Annotated in this window: 16 protein-coding genes; 5 read left to right on the plus strand and 11 right to left on the minus strand. The window is 71.2% G+C overall.

Annotated elements, in window-relative coordinates:
• Nucleotides 1-13: 13 nt before the first annotated feature.
• Genes kdpB (OHA17_RS09190) through OHA17_RS09205 form a run of 4 tightly spaced genes read right to left on the minus strand, consistent with a single transcriptional unit; the run spans nt 14 to nt 4,048 of the window.
• Nucleotides 14-2,152 carry a potassium-transporting ATPase subunit KdpB gene (gene kdpB / locus OHA17_RS09190; RefSeq protein WP_406505696.1) on the minus strand — a complete coding sequence of 713 codons (2,139 nt, stop codon included), beginning with the start codon at nt 2,150-2,152 and terminating at the stop codon, nt 14-16.
• Complete coding sequence (kdpA, locus tag OHA17_RS09195; protein WP_406505698.1) at nt 2,149-3,813, minus strand: potassium-transporting ATPase subunit KdpA; 1,665 nt, start codon at nt 3,811-3,813, stop codon at nt 2,149-2,151. The genes kdpB (OHA17_RS09190) and kdpA overlap by 4 nt, the downstream gene beginning before the upstream one ends.
• Before the next feature lie 8 nt (nt 3,814-3,821).
• Nucleotides 3,822-3,911, minus strand: a complete 90-nt coding sequence (kdpF, locus tag OHA17_RS09200) for a K(+)-transporting ATPase subunit F (protein ID WP_406505700.1) — start codon at nt 3,909-3,911, stop codon at nt 3,822-3,824.
• Nucleotides 3,908-4,048, minus strand: coding sequence for a hypothetical protein (locus OHA17_RS09205; protein ID WP_406505702.1), 141 nt, complete (start codon nt 4,046-4,048; stop codon nt 3,908-3,910). The genes kdpF and OHA17_RS09205 overlap by 4 nt, the downstream gene beginning before the upstream one ends.
• A gap of 281 nt (nt 4,049-4,329) precedes the next feature.
• Here OHA17_RS09205 and kdpB (OHA17_RS09210) point away from each other — a divergent pair, with 281 nt between their 5' ends.
• Nucleotides 4,330-6,510, plus strand: a complete 2,181-nt coding sequence (kdpB, locus tag OHA17_RS09210) for a potassium-transporting ATPase subunit KdpB (protein ID WP_406505704.1) — start codon at nt 4,330-4,332, stop codon at nt 6,508-6,510.
• A 28-nt stretch (nt 6,511-6,538) separates the two neighbouring features.
• Here kdpB (OHA17_RS09210) and OHA17_RS09215 read toward each other — a convergent pair whose 3' ends face one another.
• Both OHA17_RS09215 and OHA17_RS09220 read right to left on the minus strand, forming a co-directional pair.
• The gene (locus OHA17_RS09215; RefSeq protein WP_406505706.1) at nt 6,539-8,059 is read right to left on the minus strand and encodes a DEAD/DEAH box helicase; all 1,521 of its coding nucleotides are present in this window, start codon (nt 8,057-8,059) and stop codon (nt 6,539-6,541) included.
• A 384-nt stretch (nt 8,060-8,443) separates the two neighbouring features.
• On the minus strand, nt 8,444-8,647 hold the full coding sequence (locus OHA17_RS09220) for a cold-shock protein (protein ID WP_053726075.1): 204 nt from the start codon (nt 8,645-8,647) through the stop codon (nt 8,444-8,446).
• Between the two features lie 432 nt (nt 8,648-9,079).
• On the opposite strand from OHA17_RS09220, the gene OHA17_RS09225 reads away from it, so the two are divergent.
• The 4 genes from OHA17_RS09225 to OHA17_RS09240 all read left to right on the plus strand — a co-directional run bounded on the left by OHA17_RS09225 (nt 9,080) and on the right by OHA17_RS09240 (nt 12,409).
• Nucleotides 9,080-9,844, plus strand: a complete 765-nt coding sequence (locus OHA17_RS09225) for an SDR family NAD(P)-dependent oxidoreductase (protein ID WP_406505708.1) — start codon at nt 9,080-9,082, stop codon at nt 9,842-9,844.
• Between the two features lie 32 nt (nt 9,845-9,876).
• A complete protein-coding gene (locus OHA17_RS09230) occupies nt 9,877-10,998 on the plus strand; it encodes a sensor histidine kinase (RefSeq protein ID WP_406510671.1) in 1,122 nt (373 codons plus the stop codon).
• Nucleotides 10,995-11,657, plus strand: a complete 663-nt coding sequence (locus tag OHA17_RS09235; RefSeq protein WP_406505710.1) for a response regulator — start codon at nt 10,995-10,997, stop codon at nt 11,655-11,657. Before OHA17_RS09230 ends, OHA17_RS09235 begins: the two co-directional genes overlap by 4 nt.
• Before the next feature lie 113 nt (nt 11,658-11,770).
• Nucleotides 11,771-12,409: a GPP34 family phosphoprotein gene (locus OHA17_RS09240; RefSeq protein WP_406505712.1), complete on the plus strand. Its 639-nt coding sequence runs from the start codon at nt 11,771-11,773 to the stop codon at nt 12,407-12,409.
• 27 nt (nt 12,410-12,436) lie between these two features.
• Here OHA17_RS09240 and OHA17_RS09245 read toward each other — a convergent pair whose 3' ends face one another.
• The 5 genes from OHA17_RS09245 to OHA17_RS09265 all read right to left on the minus strand — a co-directional run bounded on the left by OHA17_RS09245 (nt 12,437) and on the right by OHA17_RS09265 (nt 19,270).
• A complete protein-coding gene (locus OHA17_RS09245) occupies nt 12,437-13,549 on the minus strand; it encodes an ABC transporter substrate-binding protein (protein WP_406505714.1) in 1,113 nt (370 codons plus the stop codon).
• A 119-nt stretch (nt 13,550-13,668) separates the two neighbouring features.
• Nucleotides 13,669-15,165, minus strand: coding sequence for an IMP dehydrogenase (locus OHA17_RS09250; RefSeq protein ID WP_406505716.1), 1,497 nt, complete (start codon nt 15,163-15,165; stop codon nt 13,669-13,671).
• A gap of 288 nt (nt 15,166-15,453) precedes the next feature.
• The gene (locus OHA17_RS09255; protein WP_406505718.1) at nt 15,454-16,341 is read right to left on the minus strand and encodes a polysaccharide deacetylase family protein; all 888 of its coding nucleotides are present in this window, start codon (nt 16,339-16,341) and stop codon (nt 15,454-15,456) included.
• 372 nt (nt 16,342-16,713) lie between these two features.
• Nucleotides 16,714-17,946, minus strand: a complete 1,233-nt coding sequence (locus tag OHA17_RS09260) for a GNAT family N-acetyltransferase (RefSeq protein WP_406505720.1) — start codon at nt 17,944-17,946, stop codon at nt 16,714-16,716.
• Between the two features lie 79 nt (nt 17,947-18,025).
• Entirely contained in the window at nt 18,026-19,270 is a 1,245-nt protein-coding gene (locus OHA17_RS09265; RefSeq protein ID WP_406505722.1) for an MFS transporter, read from the minus strand.
• Nucleotides 19,271-19,302: the final 32 nt, after the last annotated feature.

Genomic DNA, 19,302 nt, shown 5'->3' on the forward strand with positions numbered 1-19,302 from the left:
GCACTCTTTCATTTCAACGCAGCCCGGGGATGAGGGAGATGAGCAGGTCAATGATCTTGATGCCGATGAACGGGGCGATCAGACCGCCCAGGCCGTAGATGCCGAGGTTGCGCCGCAGCATCTTGTCGGCGCTGGTCGGCTTGTACTGCACGCCCTTCAGGGCCAGCGGTACGAGCGCGATGATGATCAGCGCGTTGAAGATGACCGCGGACAGGATCGCCGACTCGGGGCTGTGCAGACTCATGATGTTGAGCTTGTCCAGGCCCGGGTAGACCACCGCGAACATCGCCGGGATGATCGCGAAGTACTTCGCCACGTCGTTGGCGATCGAGAACGTCGTCAACGCGCCCCGGGTGATGAGGAGCTGCTTGCCGATCTCGACGATCTCGATCAGCTTCGTCGGGTTCGAGTCGAGGTCGACCATGTTGCCGGCCTCCTTCGCGGCCGACGTACCCGTGTTCATCGCGACACCCACATCGGCCTGCGCGAGAGCGGGCGCGTCGTTGGTGCCGTCACCGGTCATCGCGACCAGCTTGCCGCCGGCCTGCTCCCGCTTGATGAGCGCCATCTTGTCCTCGGGCGTGGCTTCCGCGAGGAAGTCGTCCACGCCCGCCTCTTCGGCGATCGCCTTCGCGGTCAGCGGGTTGTCACCCGTGATCATGACCGTCTTGATGCCCATCCGGCGCAGCTCGTCGAACCGCTCCCTCATGCCCTCCTTGACGACATCCTTGAGGTGGATGACACCCAGGACACGTGCGCCCTTGTCGTCCTGGACGGCCACGAGCAGCGGCGTACCGCCCGCCTCGGAGATGGTGTTGGCGAGGGTGTCGGCGTCCTCGGCGACCTGGCCGCCCTGCTCCTTGACCCAGGTGATGACCGAACCGGCCGCACCCTTACGGGTCTTGCGCCCGTCCACGTCCACACCGGACATACGGGTCTGCGCGGTGAACGCGACCCATTCGGCATCCACGAGTTCGCCCTGGTGGCGCTCGCGGAGCCCGTACTTCTCCTTCGCGAGGACCACGATCGAGCGGCCCTCGGGCGTCTCGTCGGCCAGCGAGGAAAGCTGGGCAGCGTCCGCCAGTTCCGCTTCAGTGGTCCCGCGCACCGGCACGAACTCGGAGGCCTGGCGGTTGCCCAGGGTGATGGTGCCGGTCTTGTCGAGCAGCAGCGTCGACACGTCACCGGCGGCTTCCACCGCGCGGCCCGACATCGCGAGGACGTTCCTCTGCACCAGGCGGTCCATGCCCGCGATGCCGATCGCGGAGAGCAGCGCGCCGATGGTCGTCGGGATCAGGCAGACCAGCAGCGCGGCCAGCACGATCATGGACTGCTCGGCCTTCGCGTACATCGCGAAGGGCTGGAGGGTGACGACCGCGAGCAGGAAGACGATCGTGAGGGACGCCAACAGGATGTTGAGGGCGATCTCGTTCGGGGTCTTCTGCCGGGAGGCGCCCTCGACCAGGTTGATCATCCGGTCGATGAAGGTCTCGCCCGGCTTCGTCGTGATCTTGATGACGACGCGGTCGGAGAGCACCTTCGTGCCACCGGTGACCGCGCTGCGGTCACCACCGGACTCGCGGATGACCGGAGCGGACTCGCCCGTGATCGCCGACTCGTCCACCGACGCAACACCCTCGACGACGTCACCGTCGCCGGGGATGATGTCGCCCGCCTCACAGACCACCAGGTCACCGATCTTCAACTCGGTACCGGGGACCTGCTCCTCGGTGCTGCCGTTGAGACGGCGGGCGATGGTGTCGGTCTTGGCCTTGCGCAAGGTGTCCGCCTGCGCCTTGCCGCGGCCCTCGGCGACGGCCTCCGCCAGGTTCGCGAAGATCGTGGTCAGCCACAGCCACGCGGCGATCGCCCAGCCGAACCAGTCCCCCGGAGTCTTGATCGCCAGGACGGTCGTCAGGACCGAGCCGATCTCCACCACGAACATGACCGGAGACTTGATCATCGTCTTCGGGTTGAGCTTCCTGACCGCGTCCGGGAAGGACTTGACCAGCGCCTTGGGGTCGAACATGCCGCCCCCGACCCGCCCGGCCTCGGGCTTGTGCCCGCTGGGGAGGTCGCTGTGGGGAGCGCGCGTGGGTGTTGCGGTGGACATGGAGCCGGGCTCCTCAGACTTCTTCGTGTCGGTGGTCATGACGCCAGCCCCTCCGCGAGCGGGCCGAGCGCCAGCGCCGGGAAGTAGGTCAGACCCGCGACGATCATCACGGTGCCGACCAGCAGGCCGGTGAACAGCGGCTTGTTGGTGCGCAGGGTGCCCGCCGTCTCCGGGATCGGCTTCTGCTCGGCGAGCGAGCCCGCGAGCGCAAGCACGAACACCATCGGGACGAACCGGCCGAGCAGCATGGCCAGGCCGATGCTGGTGTTGAACCACGGCGTGTTCGCGTTCAGACCCGCGAAGGCCGAGCCGTTGTTGTTGGCGCCCGAGGTGTAGGCGTACAGGACCTCGGAGAAGCCGTGCGCGCCCGAGTTCGTCATCGAATCCAGCGTCGACGGCATCGCCATCGCGATCGCCGTGAAGATCAGGACGAGGGCCGGGGTGACCAGGATGTAGCAGGCCGCGAACTTGATCTCGCGGGTGCCGATCTTCTTGCCCAGATACTCGGGCGTACGCCCCACCATCAAGCCCGCGATGAACACCGCGATGATCGCCATGATCAGCATGCCGTAGAGACCGGAACCGGTACCACCCGGCGCGATCTCACCCAGCTGCATGCCCAGCATGGTGATGCCGCCGCCGAAGCCGGTGAGCGAGGAGTGGAAGGCGTCGACCGCGCCGGTCGAGGTGAGGGTGGTGGCGACCGCGAAGATCGACGAGCCGCCGACTCCGAACCGGTTCTCCTTGCCCTCCATGGCACCGCCGGCGATGTTGAACGCCGGGCCGCCGTGGTGGAACTCGGTCCACATCATCAGGGCGGTGAAGCCGACCCAGATCGTCACCATCGTGGCAAGGATCGCGTAACCCTGCTTGACCGAGCCGACCATCCGGCCGAACGTGCGGGTCAGCGCGAACGGGATGACCAGGATCAGGAAGATCTCGAAGAGGTTGGTGAACCCGTTGGGGTTCTCGAAGGGGTGGGCCGAGTTGGCGTTGAAGTAACCGCCACCGTTCGTGCCCAGCTCCTTGATCGCCTCCTGCGAGGCGACCGCGCCGCCGTTCCACTGCTGCGAGCCGCCCATGAACTGGCCGACCTCGTGAATACCGGAGAAGTTCTGGATGGCGCCGCAGGCGACCAGGACGATCGCGCCGATCACCGAGATGGGCAGCAGGATACGGACCGTGCCGCGCACCAGGTCCGACCAGAAGTTGCCCAGCTCACCGGTGCGCGAGCGGGCAAACCCGCGGACCAGCGCGACGGCGACGGCGATGCCGACGGAGGCGGACAGGAAGTTCTGCACCGCCAGGCCGCCCGTCTGCACGACATGGCCCATCGCCTGCTCGCCCGAGTACGACTGCCAGTTCGTGTTCGACACGAAGGAGGCCGCCGTGTTGAACGCCTGATCGGCCGGGATCGACACGAACCCGAGCGAGCCGGGCAGCGAACCCTGCAGGCGCTGCATCAGGTAGAGGAAGAGGACGCTCACCGCGGAAAAGGCGAGGACGCCGCGCAGATAGGCGGGCCAGCGCATCTCGGTGGACGGGTTGGCGCCGATGGCCTTGTAGATCCACTTCTCGACACGCAGGTGCTTGTCCGAGGAGTAGACCCGGGCCATGTAGTCGCCGAGCGGACGGTAGGCCAGTACCAGCGCCACCGCGAGCGCGAGGAACTGGAGCACACCGGAAAGGACAGGAGACATAGCGGGGCTCAGAACCTCTCCGGGGACACAAGGGCGAGGACGAGGTAACCCAGGAGGGCGACGGCCACGATCAGACCGACGATGTTCTCGGCAGTCACAGCTTTGCCACCCCCTTGGCGATGAGCGCCACCAGCGCGAAGACCGCGATCGTGGTGACGACGAAGGCCACGTCGGCCATCGTGAACTCCTGAGAGAGGTTCGAGAAAGAACGGACATCCCGAGGAAACCCCCTCACCGAGCGCTTTCGGCCTCCGTTGACGCCCCTCTTACGGCCCGCTGCGACTCCTTGACGGGTCTCATACGCCCCTGACCCCCGGAGACCGCCGACTCCACGCACGAGGGTGATTCGGCCGTATTGTCGCGGCTTTGACATCGGTGGACCGCGCTGTCAGAGAGCCGTAAATACCCGCGGAACCGGGCGAGTTGGGCTCCGGCGATGACCTAGATTTCGATTCGCCCGATCACAGGCCGTGTCCGAACCCCGTCCGGACCGCCGGACCCACCAGAAGGTCGTTGATGTCTCCCGCCGCCCCCCAGCAGGCCCCGACCGTCCCGGCCCCCAGCGGCCCGCCACCCAGAAATCCCCCGGGCCCGCGGTCGCCCCGGCCCACCCACCGGGACGGCCGGCGATCCGCCGGACTCTTCGAACCCGTACAGCTCCTCAAGGCGTTTCCCGACGCGCTGCGCAAGCTGCATCCGCGGGACCTGGTGCGGACGCCGGTGCTGTTCGTGGTGGCCATCGGGGCGGCGCTGACCACGCTGTCCGCGCTCATCCACCCGTCCGTCTTCACGTGGGTGATCGGCGTCTGGCTGTGGCTCACAGTGAGCTTCGCCAACCTCGCGGAGGCCGTCGCCGAAGGCCGGGGCAAGGCGCAGGCCGAGTCGCTGCGCCGGGCCCGTACGGACACCGTCGCGCTGCGCCTTCGCGACAACTGGCGGGTGGGCACGGATCTGGACCACGCCAGGACCGAGGCCGTCGCGGCCACCGATCTCAAGCCGTTCGACTTCGTCCTGGTCGAGGCGGGCGAGCTGATCCCGGCGGACGGCGATGTGGTCGACGGGGTCGCGGCGGTCGATGAGTCGGCGGTGACGGGCGAGTCGGCGCCCGTGATCCGCGAGTCGGGCGGTGACCGCTCGGGCGTCACCGGCGGCACGACCGTCCTCTCGGACCGGATCGTCGTACGCGTCACCTCACGGCCAGGGCACTCCTTCCTGGACCGGATGATCGCGCTGGTGGAGGGCGCGGCCCGGCAGAAGACGCCGAACGAGATAGCGCTGAACATCCTGCTCGCGGCGCTCACCATCATCTTCCTGCTGGTCGTGGTGACGCTCCAGCCGATGGCCGAGTACGCGAACGCCGCGCAGTCCACCACCGTCCTGGTGGCGCTGCTCGTGACGCTGATCCCGACGACCATCGGGGCGCTGCTCTCCGCGATCGGCATCGCGGGCATGGACCGGCTTGTACAGCGCAACGTGCTCGCCATGTCCGGGCGGGCCGTCGAGGCGGCGGGCGACATCAACACGCTGCTGCTCGACAAGACGGGCACGATCACGCTGGGCAACCGGGAGGCCTCGGCGTTCGTGCCGATGCCCGGGGTCAAGGAGACGCATCTCGCGGACGCCGCCCAGCTGGCCTCGCTCGCGGACGAGACGCCCGAGGGCCGCTCGGTGGTGGTGCTCGCCAAGGAGCGGTACGGGCTGCGCGAGCCGGCCGAGGGCGATCTGCGCGGCGCCCGCTTCGTGGAGTTCAGCGCGCAGACCCGGATGAGCGGGGTGGACCTGCGCTGGGAGAACGGCGCCGTGTCCCACATCCGCAAGGGCGCGGCCGCCCAGGTGATCGAGTGGGTGGCGATGTACGGGGGTCAAGTCCCGGACCAGGCAAGGTGGTTCGCGGATTCCATCGCCGCCTCGGGAGGCACCCCGCTGCTCGTCGGCGTGCACGACTGGAACGGGCCCCGCGTCCTCGGCGTGATCCACCTCAAGGACGTCGTCAAGGACGGCATCGCGGAACGCTTCTCGGAGCTGCGCCGCATGGGCATCCGTACGGTCATGATCACCGGGGACAACCCGCTGACGGCCCGGGCCATCGCCCAGGAGGCCGGGGTGGACGACTTCCTCGCCGAGGCCACCCCCGAGGACAAGCTCGCCCTGATCAAGAAGGAGCAGGAGGGCGGCAAGCTGGTCGCGATGACGGGCGACGGGACCAACGACGCGCCCGCGCTCGCTCAGGCCGACGTGGGCGTGGCGATGAACACGGGGACCTCGGCCGCGAAGGAGGCCGGGAACATGGTGGACCTCGACTCCAACCCGACGAAGCTCATCGAGATCGTCGAGATCGGCAAGCAACTCCTCATCACCCGGGGCGCGTTGACCACGTTCTCGATCACGAACGACGTGGCGAAGTACTTCGCGATCATCCCGGCGATGTTCGCCTCGGCCTATCCGGGGATCGGCGCGCTGAACGTCATGGGCCTGCACAGCCCGACGTCCGCGATCACCTCGGCGATCATCTTCAACGCGCTGATCATCGTGGCGCTTATCCCGCTCGCGCTGCGCGGCGTGCGCTACACCCCGGCCTCGGCGCACGACCTGCTGCGCCGCAACCTGGCGGTGTACGGGCTCGGCGGGCTCGTGCTGCCGTTCGTCGGCATCAAGCTCATCGACCTGGTGGTGTCGACGGTGCCGGGCCTGGGGTGACCGGTGCGGGCCGGCCACCCCCTGGGGGTCAGGCTGCGCGCCGGACCCGGGCGGCCTTGCGGGCCTCGGCCATCTCGCGGGTCTCGCCCGCGCGGCGCGAGGTGCCCGTACGGCCGCCGCCGGCCTGACCGCGGGCGGTGCCGCGGCCGCGGAACGGGGCCTGGCCGCGCTGCTTGGGGCGCTCCGCCGGGGCCGCCGCGGGGGTGACCGGGATTCCGGAGGGGGCCTGGGCGCCGGTGATGCGGCTCAGCTCCGCCTCGCCGGAGCGGACCTGGGTGATCGTCGGGGTGATCCCGGCGGCCATCATCAGGCGGCTCATCTCGCGGCGCTGGTTGGGCATGACGAGGGTGACGACGCTGCCGGACTCGCCGGCGCGGGCGGTGCGGCCGCCGCGGTGCAGGTAGTCCTTGTGGTCGGTCGGCGGGTCGACGTTGACCACGAGGTCGAGGTTGTCGACGTGGATGCCGCGCGCCGCGACGTTGGTCGCGACCAGGACGGACACGGCACCGGTCTTGAACTGGGCCAGGGTGCGGGTGCGCTGCGGCTGGGACTTGCCGCCGTGCAGCGCGGCCGCCCGCACGCCGCTCTGGAGCAGGTGCTTGGTGAGCTGGTCGACGGCGTGCTTGGTGTCCAGGAACATGATCACCCGGCCGTCGCGGGCCGCGATCTCGGTGGTCGTGGCGTACTTGTCGGCGCTCTGCACGTGCAGCACGTGGTGCTCCATCGTGGTGACCGCGCCGGCCGACGGGTCGACGGAGTGGACCACCGGGTCGTGCAGGTACTTGCGGACCAAGAGGTCGACGTTGCGGTCCAGGGTGGCCGAGAACAGCATCCGCTGGCCGTCCGGGCGCACCTGGTCGAGGAGCTCGGTGACCTGCGGCATGAAGCCCATGTCGGCCATCTGGTCGGCCTCGTCCAGGACGGTGATGGCCACCTGGTCCAGGCGGCAGTCGCGGCGCTCGATGAGGTCCTTGAGCCGGCCCGGCGTGGCCACGACGACCTCGGCGCCGGAGCGCAGCGCGCCGGCCTGGCGGCCGATCGACATGCCGCCGACGACGGTGGCCATCCGCAGCCGCAGCGCGCGGGCGTACGGGGTGAGCGCGTCGGTGACCTGCTGGGCCAGCTCGCGCGTGGGCACCAGGATCAGGGCGAGGGGCTTCTTGGAGTCGGCGCGGCGCCCGGCGGTGCGCACCAGCAGGGCGAGGCCGAAGGCGAGGGTCTTGCCGGAGCCGGTGCGGCCGCGGCCCAGGACGTCGCGGCCCGCGAGCGAGTTCGGCAGGGTGGCGCCCTGGATCGGGAACGGCTCGGTCACACCCAGGCCGGTCAGCACGTCGAGGACCTCGGCGGGCATGTCCAGGTCGCCGAAGTTCGCGACCGGCGGCAGGGCCGGGGTGATGGTGACGGGGAGGGCGAACTCGCCCTGCGGTGCGGCGGGCCTGCGGCCGCCGCCGGAGCGGTTCTGCCCCTGGGGCCGAAAGCGGGCCCCGCGGTCGGCGCCGCTCTTACGGGCGGCGGAGTAGCGGTCGTTCGTGCGAGCTGAACGGTTCAAGGAGAACCTTCCTCGATATGGCACGTATCGAGGGAGCCCGGCCGAATGGAGCGGCCGGGACATCGCAAGAACGAGCCGAAAACAGAAGTCGAATTCTGATCCGGCCGCACGAGGACGCGGAAATTCCCCGCCCGTTGTCGGAATGCCGGGCAACCGCCGCCTGGGAAGGCGGGCGGGCCGGATCAGGACAGCGGGCAGATGCGCACCCCGGCCGTGGCCGTGGTGGTTCGTCCGCTGCGTGGCGGGACGGCCGGGCGGCGCCCGGTGTCCCGCGGGCCGTGAAAATGCCGTCACGAGGTGGCGGCGGGCCCGGTGGAACAGCAACGGGCTGGGGCCCGCACCCCAAGGTGCGAGCCCCAGCCGCGTGCAGAAAACGCTTCAGCGTCAGGCAGGCGTGATGTTCTCGGCCTGCGGGCCCTTCTGGCCCTGCGTGACGTCGAAGTTCACCTTCTGGCCTTCCTGAAGCTCACGGAAGCCAGAGGAGGCGATGTTCGAGTAGTGGGCGAAGACGTCCGGGCCGCCACCCTCCTGCTCGATGAAGCCGAAGCCCTTTTCCGCGTTGAACCACTTCACGGTGCCAGTAGCCATGTCATATCTCCTTCGGGGCAATGCCCGGGGGTCCGCACTGTGCTGACCCCGTCGTTACCGCGATGATTGCCCCGTCCGGAAAAAGCACCGGAAATACAAAAGTGCCTGACGGCATAAAACCATCAAGGCACTTGAAGTCTTTGGGAACCACAACTGCAACTGGGATCAACAGTAGCACGGATCCTGGAAGACGGCACGGCAAATACTACTATTTTGCGCGCGCCGCCAGGAAGCCTCGCCGCACTTTGCGTAAATTTCCGTGGCCGCGGCGACAAATATTCAGGTTCCCCGACCCTGACGTCCGCCTCAACAGAGTGTCCGAAGTGGCCAGTTATGGGCCCTCGCACTTGATCTTCGGCGGAGTGCGCGAACACTGGGGCGGTGCGCGGACAGGTCCCGCGCCCCCTGGCCCCCGGAGAAATGAGAGCCACCATGACCACTGTTCTGATCACCGGTGCGACCTCGGGCATCGGCGCCGCCTTCACGCACCGCTTCGCGGGGTTCGGGTGCGCGCTCGTCCTGGTCGCCCGGGACGAGGAGCGGTTGCGCAAGACGGCCGATGAGCTGCGGTCCCGGTACGGCGTGCGGGTCGAGACGCTGGCCGCGGATCTGGTCGATCCGGCGCAGTGCCGCCTGGTGGAGAAGCGGCTCGCCGCGGCCGAGGATCCGGTGGACGTGCTGGTCAACAACGCGGGATCCGGCCTTCCCGCGCCGTTCCCGCACAGCCCCGTCGACGACGAGGAGCGGATGCTCGATCTCCTTGTGCGGGCCCCGCTGCGGCTCACGCACGCGGCCGTGCCGAGGATGACCGCGCGCAAGCGGGGCGTCGTCCTGAACGTCTCCTCGGTGGCGGGCCTGCTGCCGACCGGCACGTACGGCGCCGCCAAGGCGTGGCTGACCGCGTTCAGCGAATCCCTGCGCGTCGACCTCGCTCCGCACGGCGTCCGCGTCCTCGCGCTGGTGCCCGGTTTCACGCGTACGGAGTTCCAGAAGCGGGCCGGCATGGATGTCAGCTCGCTTCCCGAGTGGGCCTGGCTGGATGCCGAGAAGGTCGTGGAACAGGCCCTGAAGGACCTGCGCCGCAGGCGTCCGGTCAGCATCACGGGGCTCCAGTACAAGGCGTACGCCTTCGCCGTGCGTCACGTGCCGCGCACCGTCGCGGCCCGGATGGCCCGCTCGCGTACGCCTGCGAAGTGACTGGCGGTTGGTAGCGTCGCGGCGTGGGTCACATGCGCGGTCCGGACAGCAGCGGCACCTCTCCCTCGGCCCGGGCGGTCAGGGCGCTGCGGGCGGGCTCGGCCGTGCTGGTGCTCGGGGTGGCGGTGCCCACCTGCCTGGCGGCCGGTGCCGCTTGGCGGCCCGCGCTCGCGCTCGCCCTCGCCGCGGCGCAGGCCGTGGCCCTGTGGTGGGTGGTGGGCCGGCCCGGCGCCGTGCTTGCCCTGAGCGCGCTGCTCGGGGCTGGGATGTGGCTGCTGTTCCCGGCGCTGAGCCTGACGGGCGCGCTGCTCGGGGCGCAGCTCGCCCTGTGCGTGCTTTCGGCGCTGCGGCCGGTGCGGGTCTCTCGGTGGTGGCTGCTCGGGATGCTCGCGCTCGCCCCGCTCGCCTATGCGGGCGGCAGCACGCTGGTCCTCGTCAGCCACGTACTCGCCGTGACGCTGGCCTGGACGGCGGGGCAGTGGCGCCGGGCACAGCAGGACCGGCTGGCCGCCGAGACGCGGCGGGCGGTGGCCGAGGAGCGGGCCAGGATCGCCCGCGAGGTGCACGACGTGGTGGCTCACACCGTGTCGGTGATGGTGATCCAGGCGAGCGCCGCCGAGGACGTGTTCACCGCGAACCCGGAGCAGGCGAGGCAGGCGCTGCGGGCCATCGAGGGCGCGGGGCGCTCCGCGCTCGGGGAGCTGCGGCTCCTGCTGCGTACGGAGTCCGGCGAGGACGGCGACGACGGGCGGCGTCCGCCGCGCGGGCTCGGGGACCTCGGCGAGCTGACCGCAAACGCGCGGGCCGCCGGGCTCGCCGTCGAGCTGTACGAGGAGGGCCGGGCGATCTCGCCGCCGTCCGCCGTGGACCTCGCGGGGTACCGGATCGTGCAGGAGGCGTTGACCAACACGCTGCGGCACGCGGGGGCCAGCCTGGTGCGGGTGTCGGTGTACCGCGACGAAGAGGCGGTGCGCATCGAGGTGAGCGACAACGGCCGCCCTGGCAAGCGGAGTTGGCGCTCCGCCGGTTCGGGGCGGGGCCTCGCGGGGATGCGCGAACGGGCCTCGCTGCTCGGCGGCACCCTGGAGGCGGGATCCGGGCCGGAGGGAGGTTTCGAGGTGCGGGCGGTGCTGCCGATAAGGTTCGGCTCGTGACGATTCGGGTGGTGGTGGCCGACGACCAGGCGCTGGTGCGCGGCGGGTTCCGCCTGATCATCGACGCCCGGGACGATCTCGAAGTGGTCGGCGAGGCGGCGGACGGGCAGCACGCGGTCCGCCTGGTCGGGGAGCTGAGGCCGGACGTCGTCCTGATGGACGTACGGATGCCCGTGATGGACGGCATCGACGCGACGCGGGCGATCGTCGCGTCGGGCAGTGCGGCCCGGGTCCTCGTCGTCACGACCTTCGACCTCGACGAGCAAGTGGTGACGGCGCTGCGGGCCGGGGCCAGCGGCTTTCTCCTCAAGGACATCCGGCCCGCCGAGCTCGCCGAGGCGGTCCGGGTGGTCGCGCGCGGGGAAGCGCTCCTCGCGCCGACCGTGACCCGCCGCATGCTCGACCGCTTCGCGCACACCGCACCCGCCACGCGCCCGGCCCCGGCCGCGCTGGCCGAGCTTTCGCCGCGCGAGCTCGAAGTGCTCACCTTGATCGGTCAGGCGCTGTCCAACACCGAGATCGCCGGCCGGCTTCACCTGTCGGAGGCGACGGTCAAGACCCATGTGTCGGCCGTGCTGCGCAAGTTGCGGCTGCGCGACCGGGTGCAGGCGGTGGTCGCCGCCTACGACCACGGGCTCGTCGAGCCGCGCCGCGGCTGACCCGCTCCCTCATCCCGCGGGCTGAGCCGGCCGCGCACTCATCCCGCGGGCCCAGTGCGGATCCATCCGCCGGGTGGATCCGCGCGCGCCGCGGAATCCGTAGCGTCGGTCGCATGACGCACACCCTGTACGGCCGGATGTATCTCGCGGCCTACGACACCGCCGCCGGAGCCCTGTACGACCGCACCCGGACCCGCTTCCTGCTCCGCGTCGCGGTCCTCGCCGAACTGGCCTCACTGGGCCGTATCGCCGACTCGGCGGGCGAGGTGACGGTCGCGGATTCCGGCCGCACCGGCGACCCGGTGCTCGATCACGCGCTGGACCGCATCGGGGCGCACCGGCGCACCTGGAAGGCGTGGGTCCGCGCCGATCGCCGGGAGACCCTGGGCTCGGTCGAGGACCGGCTCACCGCCCTCGGCGTGATCAGGGTGGAGGAGCGGCCCGTCTTCGCCCGCGCCGCGCGGCGCGAGGTGACGGTGCGGGACGCGGCGGGCGTACGCGCGCTCCAGGCGGGGCTCACCGAGCTGCTGCGCGGAGAGGGGCCGGTCGAGCCGTACGACGCCGTTGTCCTGGCGCTCGCCTCGGCGGGCGGGGTGCGGCACGTCGTGTCGCGTGCGGACGCCCGCGCCCGCAAGGACCGCCTCGACGCGCTGACCGGCCGGCTCGACGCGCTCGCACCCGCCCTGGGCAGGACCGTGCGCGGCCTCGGGACCACGCTGGTCGCCGCGCAGGGCGGGATGGGCGGCGGCTGACCCTCGGTGCCGTTGAAGAGCGCCTTCTCAGCCGGTGTGGAGGACCCGGAAGCGATCGGGTTTCGCCGGGTCCCGGTCGACGACCTGGACCGGCGTCCAGGCCCACTGCCACACGCTGATGCCCGGCGTCCGGGAGAACCGGATCTTCCCGCGGGTGCCTTCGACCGCGACATGCGGCCAGGATGCGGCGATGCGCGCCCGGTCCGCGCCCTCGGAGCGGAGCACGTCGGCGAGGACGGTGATCGCGTCGTAGCCCTCGAAGGCGACGAAGGAGGGCGCTTCGGCAAGCCGCTCGCGCAGCACCGTCTCGACGCGTGCGCCGAGCGGGCCGAGGCGCTCGGGCAGGTAGCGCAGGAACGGGATCGCGGCGCCGTCGGCACCGAGGAGCGCCGCCCATGAGGCGAACTCCGGCTGCCCGGCCGGAGCGCCGACCAGGAGCCCGGCGAGGCGCCGGGCCTGACGTACGGCCTTGACGATCGGCACGGCCGGGTCCGGGTGCCCGACCAGAAGGAGGAGGGCCGTCGCGCCGCTGTCGACGAGTGCGTCGCACAGCGCGGTGGGGGTGAGTGCGTTCGCGTCGAGTTCGACGACGGTGGCGCCGTGTGGAGCGAGGTGGTCCCGCAGGATGCCGGTCCCGGAGGCCCAGTACACGCTCGGCTGGGTCGCCACGGCTATGCGGCGGTGGCCTGCGCCGAGGAGGAAGTCCGCGTAGAGCCGCCAGCCGTGGGACTGCGCCGGGGCGAGGCGCGCGACCTGGTCCGTCGGCCGGTCGGTGAGCGCGTCGAGGACCGCTGACGAGCAGAGGAACGGCAGGCCGAGGGCGTCGGCCCGGGCAGCAGCGGCGCGGGCGACCACGCTGTGGTACTCCCCCGCCAACGCGGCCACGCCCAGCCGGGCCAGTTCGTCCACGGCTGCCGCGGCCTTCTCCGGATCGGCCGCGGTGTCCCGGACCACCAGCTCAAACGGTCGTCCACCGATCCCGCCGCCGTCATTGACTTCGCGAACGCCCAACTCCAGCCCGGCGAGCAGGTGTTGACCCGCCTCGGCCCAGCCGGGCCGGGTCAGCGGAACGAGAGCGCCGATCCGGACGGCAGATCCGTCGGTGCGCTGCGCTCCGGGCGGCGATGGTGGCGCATTCATGGGGCCTCGTCTCCCGAGCGGCGAAGGTGAGTGGCGAACGGCAGTGGCGGACTACGGGCCGGAGAGGAGTGGTTCCGGCTGTACGCCATTCCCCTCCGGCCGGCTGTGGGCGGGGCCCGTCAGGCGATGGTCGCCGGGGCGTCCCGCAGGACGACGTTCGCATGGCTCTCCTGGAAGCTCTGGTCGGAGACCAGGGTCAGCCGGGCCGTGGACTGGAACTCCGTCAGCGTGACGGAGCCGCAGGAGACCATCGTGGTCTTGAGCTTGGCGATGGTGGTGGCGAGGCCTTCGTTGAGGTCGCCCGCGTACGGGACGTAGCCGTCGACGCCCTCTTCGAAGATCAGGCCCTGGCCGCCCTGGCCGTAGCGCTGCCAGTTGCGGGCCCGGTTCGAGCCCTCGCCCCAGTACTCCTTCACGAAGCCGTCCCGGGTGGGGAGCTTCGCGCCGGCGGCTTGGTCGAAGCGGGCGAAGTAACGGCCCATCATGACGAAGTCGGCTCCCATCGCGAGGGCCAGGGCCACGTGGTAGTCGTGCACCAGGCCGCCGTCGGAGCAGATCGGCACGTACTCGCCGGTGCGCTCGCGGAAGGCGTCCCTGGCCGCGGCGACGTCCAGGACGGCGCTGGCCTGGCCGCGCCCGATGCCCTTCTGGTCGCGGGTGATGCAGATGGAGCCGCCGCCCACGCCGACCTTGACGAAGTCCGCGCCGGCCTCGGCGAGGAAGGTGAACGCCTCCCCGTCGACCACGTTGCCGCCGCCGACCGGGATCTCCGGGTAGTGCTTCTTCACCCAGCTCAGCGCCTGTGCCTGCCAGTCGCTGTAGCCGTCGGACGAGTCGAAGCACAGGGCGTCGGCGCCCACCTCCAGCAGGGCAGGGACGCGCTCCTGGTAGTCGTGGGTGTTGACGCCCGCGCCCACGCGCAGGCGCTTGGCGGCGTCCACGGCCTGGTTCGGGAAGCGCTTGTTGTCCGCGTAGTCGGAGCGGAACACCAGGTACTGCAGGTGGCCCTCGGCGCCGAGCACGGGGAGGCAGTCGAGGCGCTGGTCCCACAGCCGCGCGTTGGCCTCGGAGAGCGTGGTGTCGGCCCCGGCGTGGGCCAGGTCGGCGACGGCGGTCATCCGGCCGGCCACCGGCCCGTCGAGGTCGTGGCGCTGGGGGTGGAAGTCGCGGGAGGTCACCAGGCCGAGCAGGCGGCCAGTGGCGGTGCCGTCGTCGGTGACCGCGGCGGTGCTGTGCCCGGTGCGCCGCATGACGGCGACCAGGTGGCTCAGGGTGTCGTCCGGGCGGACGTTGGTGTCGCTGGTGACGAACCCGGCCTTGAAGTTCTTCACCTGGCGGACGGCCGCGGCCTGGTCCTGGATCGACTGGTTGTGGTGCAGGAAGCTCAGGCCGCCGTTGCGTGCCAGCGCGATCGCGAGGTCCGGGGTGCTGACGGCCTGCATGATCGCGGACGTGAACGGGGAGCCCAGTTCGATCGCCGACGGCTCGCCGACGAGGTGCCGCACCAGGGGCGTGCGCAGGTCGACCGTCGCGGGCGAGCAGTCCGTCCGGGTCCGGTTCGGCAGCAGCAGAAACTCGTTGAACGTCCGTGAGACCTCGGCGATGACCTGTGCCACTGTTTCTCCTCACCCCGTCGGCCGGGGCCCGACTGCCCCGCCGTGAAAGATCGCCCCCGTGTTCCAGGGCCCGGGCGGACAGGGTTCGGCACAGCAGCCGTGGAGGTGCCACGCACTGCGGCAGAGCCCTGACCGGCCCGTGGAATCGAACGGGGTGCGGTCGTGACCAGGCACCTTATCGACTGCCGGGCCGTCGCACGAATCGTGACCCTGCCGGGCGGAGCCGCCGTGCGCGTTCGATGTGGGCGGCCACGCCCGGGATATGACGGACCGTCAGTTGCGAGTACGTCAGATGGCGGGGAAGCTGAACACGTAGCCCTGCTGCGCCAGCCAGGGCAGCACTTCCTTCAGGGCCGCGACCGTCTGGGCGCGGTCGCCGCCGCCGTCGTGGAAGAGCACGATCGGGCCGTTCTTGAGCTCCTGCTTCACCGTCTTCACGATCGTCGCGGTGCCGGGCTGCTTCCAGTCCTTGGTGTCGACGTTCCAGCCCAGCGGGCGCATCCCGTGGGAGGCGGCGATGCGCCGGTTGTCCGGCGTGAAGGCACCGCCGGGGGCGCGGAAGTACTGCACCTTGGCGCCGTCGGCGGCGTCCTCGATCATCTTCTGGGCGTCGAGGACCTCGGAGCTCTGGTAGGCGACGGGCTTCTTGTTCATGGCCTCGTCGTGGCTGACCGTGTGGTCGCAGAGCCGGTGGCCGGCCGCGACGATCTGCTTGACCATGCCGGGGTTGGCCTTGGCCTGCGGGCCGATCATGCAGAAGGTCGCCTTGACGTCGTACTGCTTGAGGACGGCGAGGATCTTCGGGGTCCAGACCGGGCTGGGCCCGTCGTCGATGGTGATCGAGACGGACTTGCCGCCGCTCTCGGTCTCGTGGTCGATCACTTCGGATATCCCGGCGGCGCCGGGCGGCGCGGCGGGGCCGGTGGCGTCGGCGGAGCCGTCCGAGCCGTCCGGCGCGCTGTCGTCGCCGGATGCCGAGGACCCCGGCTTGCCGCTCGCATGGCCGGGCTTGTCGTCGGACTTGCCGGTCGCGGAGGAGTGGGCGAGCGCGGGGCCCGGGCCGTTGGCGGAGGTGTCGCTGCCGAGGAACACCGCGGCGGCCACGCCGCCCGTCAGGACCACGGCCGTTGCTGCGGCCATCACGATGCGGCGTGTGTGGGCGGTCAGTCGCGCCATGGATTCCCCATCCCCTCGGTACGTGCCGGTTCGGCAGCGGAGCTTCACCGGTTGGCCACGATCGCACGATCGCGCTCGAATCCCGAAATGCGAATTCTCCGGCCGGGTATCGAGGGAAAATACCCGATTTCCGGCAACTACCCTGGAGGACAAGGGGGTTGACGCGACCTCAGTGATACGAGGGGTTCGGTGCAGGTGCCGCACGCCGGGACTTTGGTCCCTAACGTGCACGCAAAGACCCCTTCAAGGGGGCTTCCGGTTCCCCGTCCGAGCAGGCAGTTCACCGAAGGACCTTGGTCCCGGCCCCCGCCGCCCCCGTACGAGAGCCTCGTCACTTCTGCGCGAAATCCCCCCGGATTCTCCCCCGGCCGCTCAGAACTCGTCGACCGTGTGCGGCAGTTCCGTGGTGCGCAGCGCCGCGTCCAGGGCCGCCGCCGCGCCCGGGGTGTGCTCGGTCACCAGGCCCGCGAGGACGAGGCGGCGGACCTCGGTGCCGCCGAGGTAGCAGGCGGCCAGGTCGCGCACGTCGAAGGTGAGGTCGGCCGGGGCCCGGGTCGGCTCGTAGGTGCACGCGTGCGGGGACGCCGTCAGGCGGAAGCGGCCCGCGTTGGCCGGGACGCGGTCGTCGCGGACCTCCAGGACGAGTGCGGCCTCGGCCGCCCAGGAGCGGGCGGTGAGCGCGGCGCCGACGTCCACGAGGCGGATCCACAGCGCGGGGGACTCGGCGACGGCCCTGACCTGGTCCCGGTCGGTGGCGAACAGGAGCAGCGGGTCGTCCGGGGCCAGGCCCCAGGCGCGGACGGTGCCGGTGAGGTCGATGCCGGCGAGGTAGTTCCACAGCGCGGCCTCGCCCGCCGGGGTGTCGGCCTCCAGCTCGGCGACCTGGACGGTGCCGGGCTTGGCGGGGTCGTCCTCGCGCCGGGTGCGGTAGACGGCGTACCCGGCGAGCGGCTCGTCGGCGGCGCCGAGGCCGACGATGCGGGGCGGGCCGAGCTCCTCGTCGTCCTCGTCGGTCTCGGGCAGCCACTCGCCGCGCCAGCGGGCGGTGTCGCGGCCGATGCGCCCGGCCCTGCGGGTGCGGGTCGCCTCGTAGTAGGGGCCGATCTCGTCGGGCGCGTGGTCGGGGTCGATCAGGCGCAGGGGGCGCCGGTCGGCCTCGATGCGCAGGGCGAGCGGACGGGTCGAGTTGATCTCGACCGAGGTGCCGTAGGTGGCCGCGCCGAAGCCGAAGCGGCCGTAGATGGCGGCTTCGGAGGCCCACAGCGCGACGATGGGGCGGCCGTGTCCGGCGCAGCGGCGGAACACCTCGGCGATCATGCCGGAGAGCACGCCACGGCGGCGGTGGGTGGGGGCGACGGAGACGAACGTGAGCCCGGGGCAGGGGAGTTCACCGCCCGGGACGGACAGGGTGAATCGGTGGGCGACGAGGAAACCGGCGAGCGCGTCGCCGTCGTACGCCCCGACGCGGTCGCAGCGCAGCACCATCGCGCGGTGGTAGGCGCGCTTCTCCTTCTCGTCGGGGCGGTCGTGGAAGACGAGCCACCAGAGCTCCAGGGCGCGGTCGACGTCGGACTCGGGCACGTCGCGGAACTCCAGCTCGCTCATGCGGAGACCCTAACCCGGCCGAATATGGACGTCACTCACATAACGTCCGCTCGGGCACGGAGCCCCCGGGCGCCGCACGTCAGCCCACCCTCTGCTCCGCGGCCGCGGGGGTCGGGGCGTGGGCGGCCCGTCCGGCGACCGGCACCGTGACCGCGCCCGCCGCCAGGAACAGGACGCCGAGCGCCAGCCAGCCCGCCCCGCCTCCGTGGCTGACCAGGACGGCGACGAGCAGGGGGCCGCCCGCCCTGGCGAGGTCCGAGGAGAGGGTCCAGGCGCCGAGGTACTCACCCTGCCGCTCCGGCGCGGCCAGGCCGTACGAGATGCCCCATCCGCTGGCCGAGGAGAGCAGCTCGCCCGCCGTGAGCAGGGTGACCGCGACGGCGAGGACGGCGACCGCGGCCACCGGCGGCAGCGCGGCCGTCGTCGCGGTCACCGCGCAGGCCGCGAGCAGCGCCACGCCCGACCGGCGGCCGGCCGTGGCGGCCCCGGGGACGGTGTCGCTGCCGCGGGCCGCACGCACCTGGAGCAGGATCGCGAGCGCCGTGTTGAGCAGCATGAGCACGGCGATCGACCAGCGCGGCGCCTGGGTACGCTCCGAAATCCACAGCGGGAGCCCGATGTTGAGCATGTCGGCGCTGACGTAGAGGAGCCCCGAGAGCGCGGCCAGGAGCAGGAAGCGCCCATCGCGCAGCGCGGCGCGCCGGGGCCGCCCCGGGGTGCGCGCGGCCTTCTCGCCCTCGGGCATCCGAAGGAGCACGGCCGCGACGAGCACGTACGAGAGGCAGTTGCCGAGGACGAGCGCCGCGTACCCGGTGTGCGAGTCGAGGGCGAGCGCCGCGCCCGCGCCCAGGCTGCCCAGCGAGAAGCCGATGTTGAGCATCACCCTGCTGTACGCGCTGGCGCCCACCAGGGCCGTGGAGTCGGCGAGCTGGGCGAGGTAGGCGCTCTTGACCGGCCGCCCCGCGCTCTCGGCCAGCGTGACCGCGCAGACCACGGCGAGGAAGCCGGCGAAGGAGTCGACGAACAGGTACCCGGCGAACGCCACCGCGCGGACCAGGACCGTCGCCAGGTAGACGCGGCGGTGGCCGACCTTGTCACCGAGCCGTCCGGCGGGGACGGACACGGCGGGGCCGAGCAGCGCGGCCACGGTGAGCCCGAGGCCGACCTGGGCGGCGCCGAGCCCGACGACACGCGTGATGAAGACGATGGCGCCGGTGTGGAAGAGGCCGTTGCCGGTCCAGTCGATCAGGGTGGTGACGGCGTAGGCGCGCAGCGGACCGCGGGGCGGCAGCAGCGCTGCCGCCCCCTTGGAAGTGGAGGACATGACAATCACTCAACGGCCTTGAGCGGCCGGGC

Source organism: Streptomyces sp. NBC_00212 (genome assembly GCF_045206365.1).
GTDB lineage: Bacteria > Actinomycetota > Actinomycetes > Streptomycetales > Streptomycetaceae > Streptomyces.

Excerpts from the sequence above, each read along its gene's own strand:
- kdpB (WP_406505696.1), bottom strand. The coding sequence starts at position 2,152 with ATGACCACCGACACGAAGAAGTCTGAGGAGCCCGGCTCCATGTCCACC.
- kdpA (WP_406505698.1), bottom strand. The coding sequence starts at position 3,813 with ATGTCTCCTGTCCTTTCCGGTGTGCTCCAGTTCCTCGCGCTCGCGGTG.
- kdpB (WP_406505704.1), top strand. The coding sequence starts at position 4,330 with ATGTCTCCCGCCGCCCCCCAGCAGGCCCCGACCGTCCCGGCCCCCAGC.
- OHA17_RS09220 (WP_053726075.1), bottom strand. The coding sequence starts at position 8,647 with ATGGCTACTGGCACCGTGAAGTGGTTCAACGCGGAAAAGGGCTTCGGC.
- OHA17_RS09225 (WP_406505708.1), top strand. The coding sequence starts at position 9,080 with ATGACCACTGTTCTGATCACCGGTGCGACCTCGGGCATCGGCGCCGCC.
- OHA17_RS09230 (WP_406510671.1), top strand. The coding sequence starts at position 9,877 with ATGCGCGGTCCGGACAGCAGCGGCACCTCTCCCTCGGCCCGGGCGGTC.
- OHA17_RS09240 (WP_406505712.1), top strand. The coding sequence starts at position 11,771 with ATGACGCACACCCTGTACGGCCGGATGTATCTCGCGGCCTACGACACC.
- OHA17_RS09245 (WP_406505714.1), bottom strand. The coding sequence starts at position 13,549 with ATGAATGCGCCACCATCGCCGCCCGGAGCGCAGCGCACCGACGGATCT.
- OHA17_RS09255 (WP_406505718.1), bottom strand. The coding sequence starts at position 16,341 with ATGGCGCGACTGACCGCCCACACACGCCGCATCGTGATGGCCGCAGCA.
- OHA17_RS09260 (WP_406505720.1), bottom strand. The coding sequence starts at position 17,946 with ATGAGCGAGCTGGAGTTCCGCGACGTGCCCGAGTCCGACGTCGACCGC.
- OHA17_RS09265 (WP_406505722.1), bottom strand. The coding sequence starts at position 19,270 with ATGTCCTCCACTTCCAAGGGGGCGGCAGCGCTGCTGCCGCCCCGCGGT.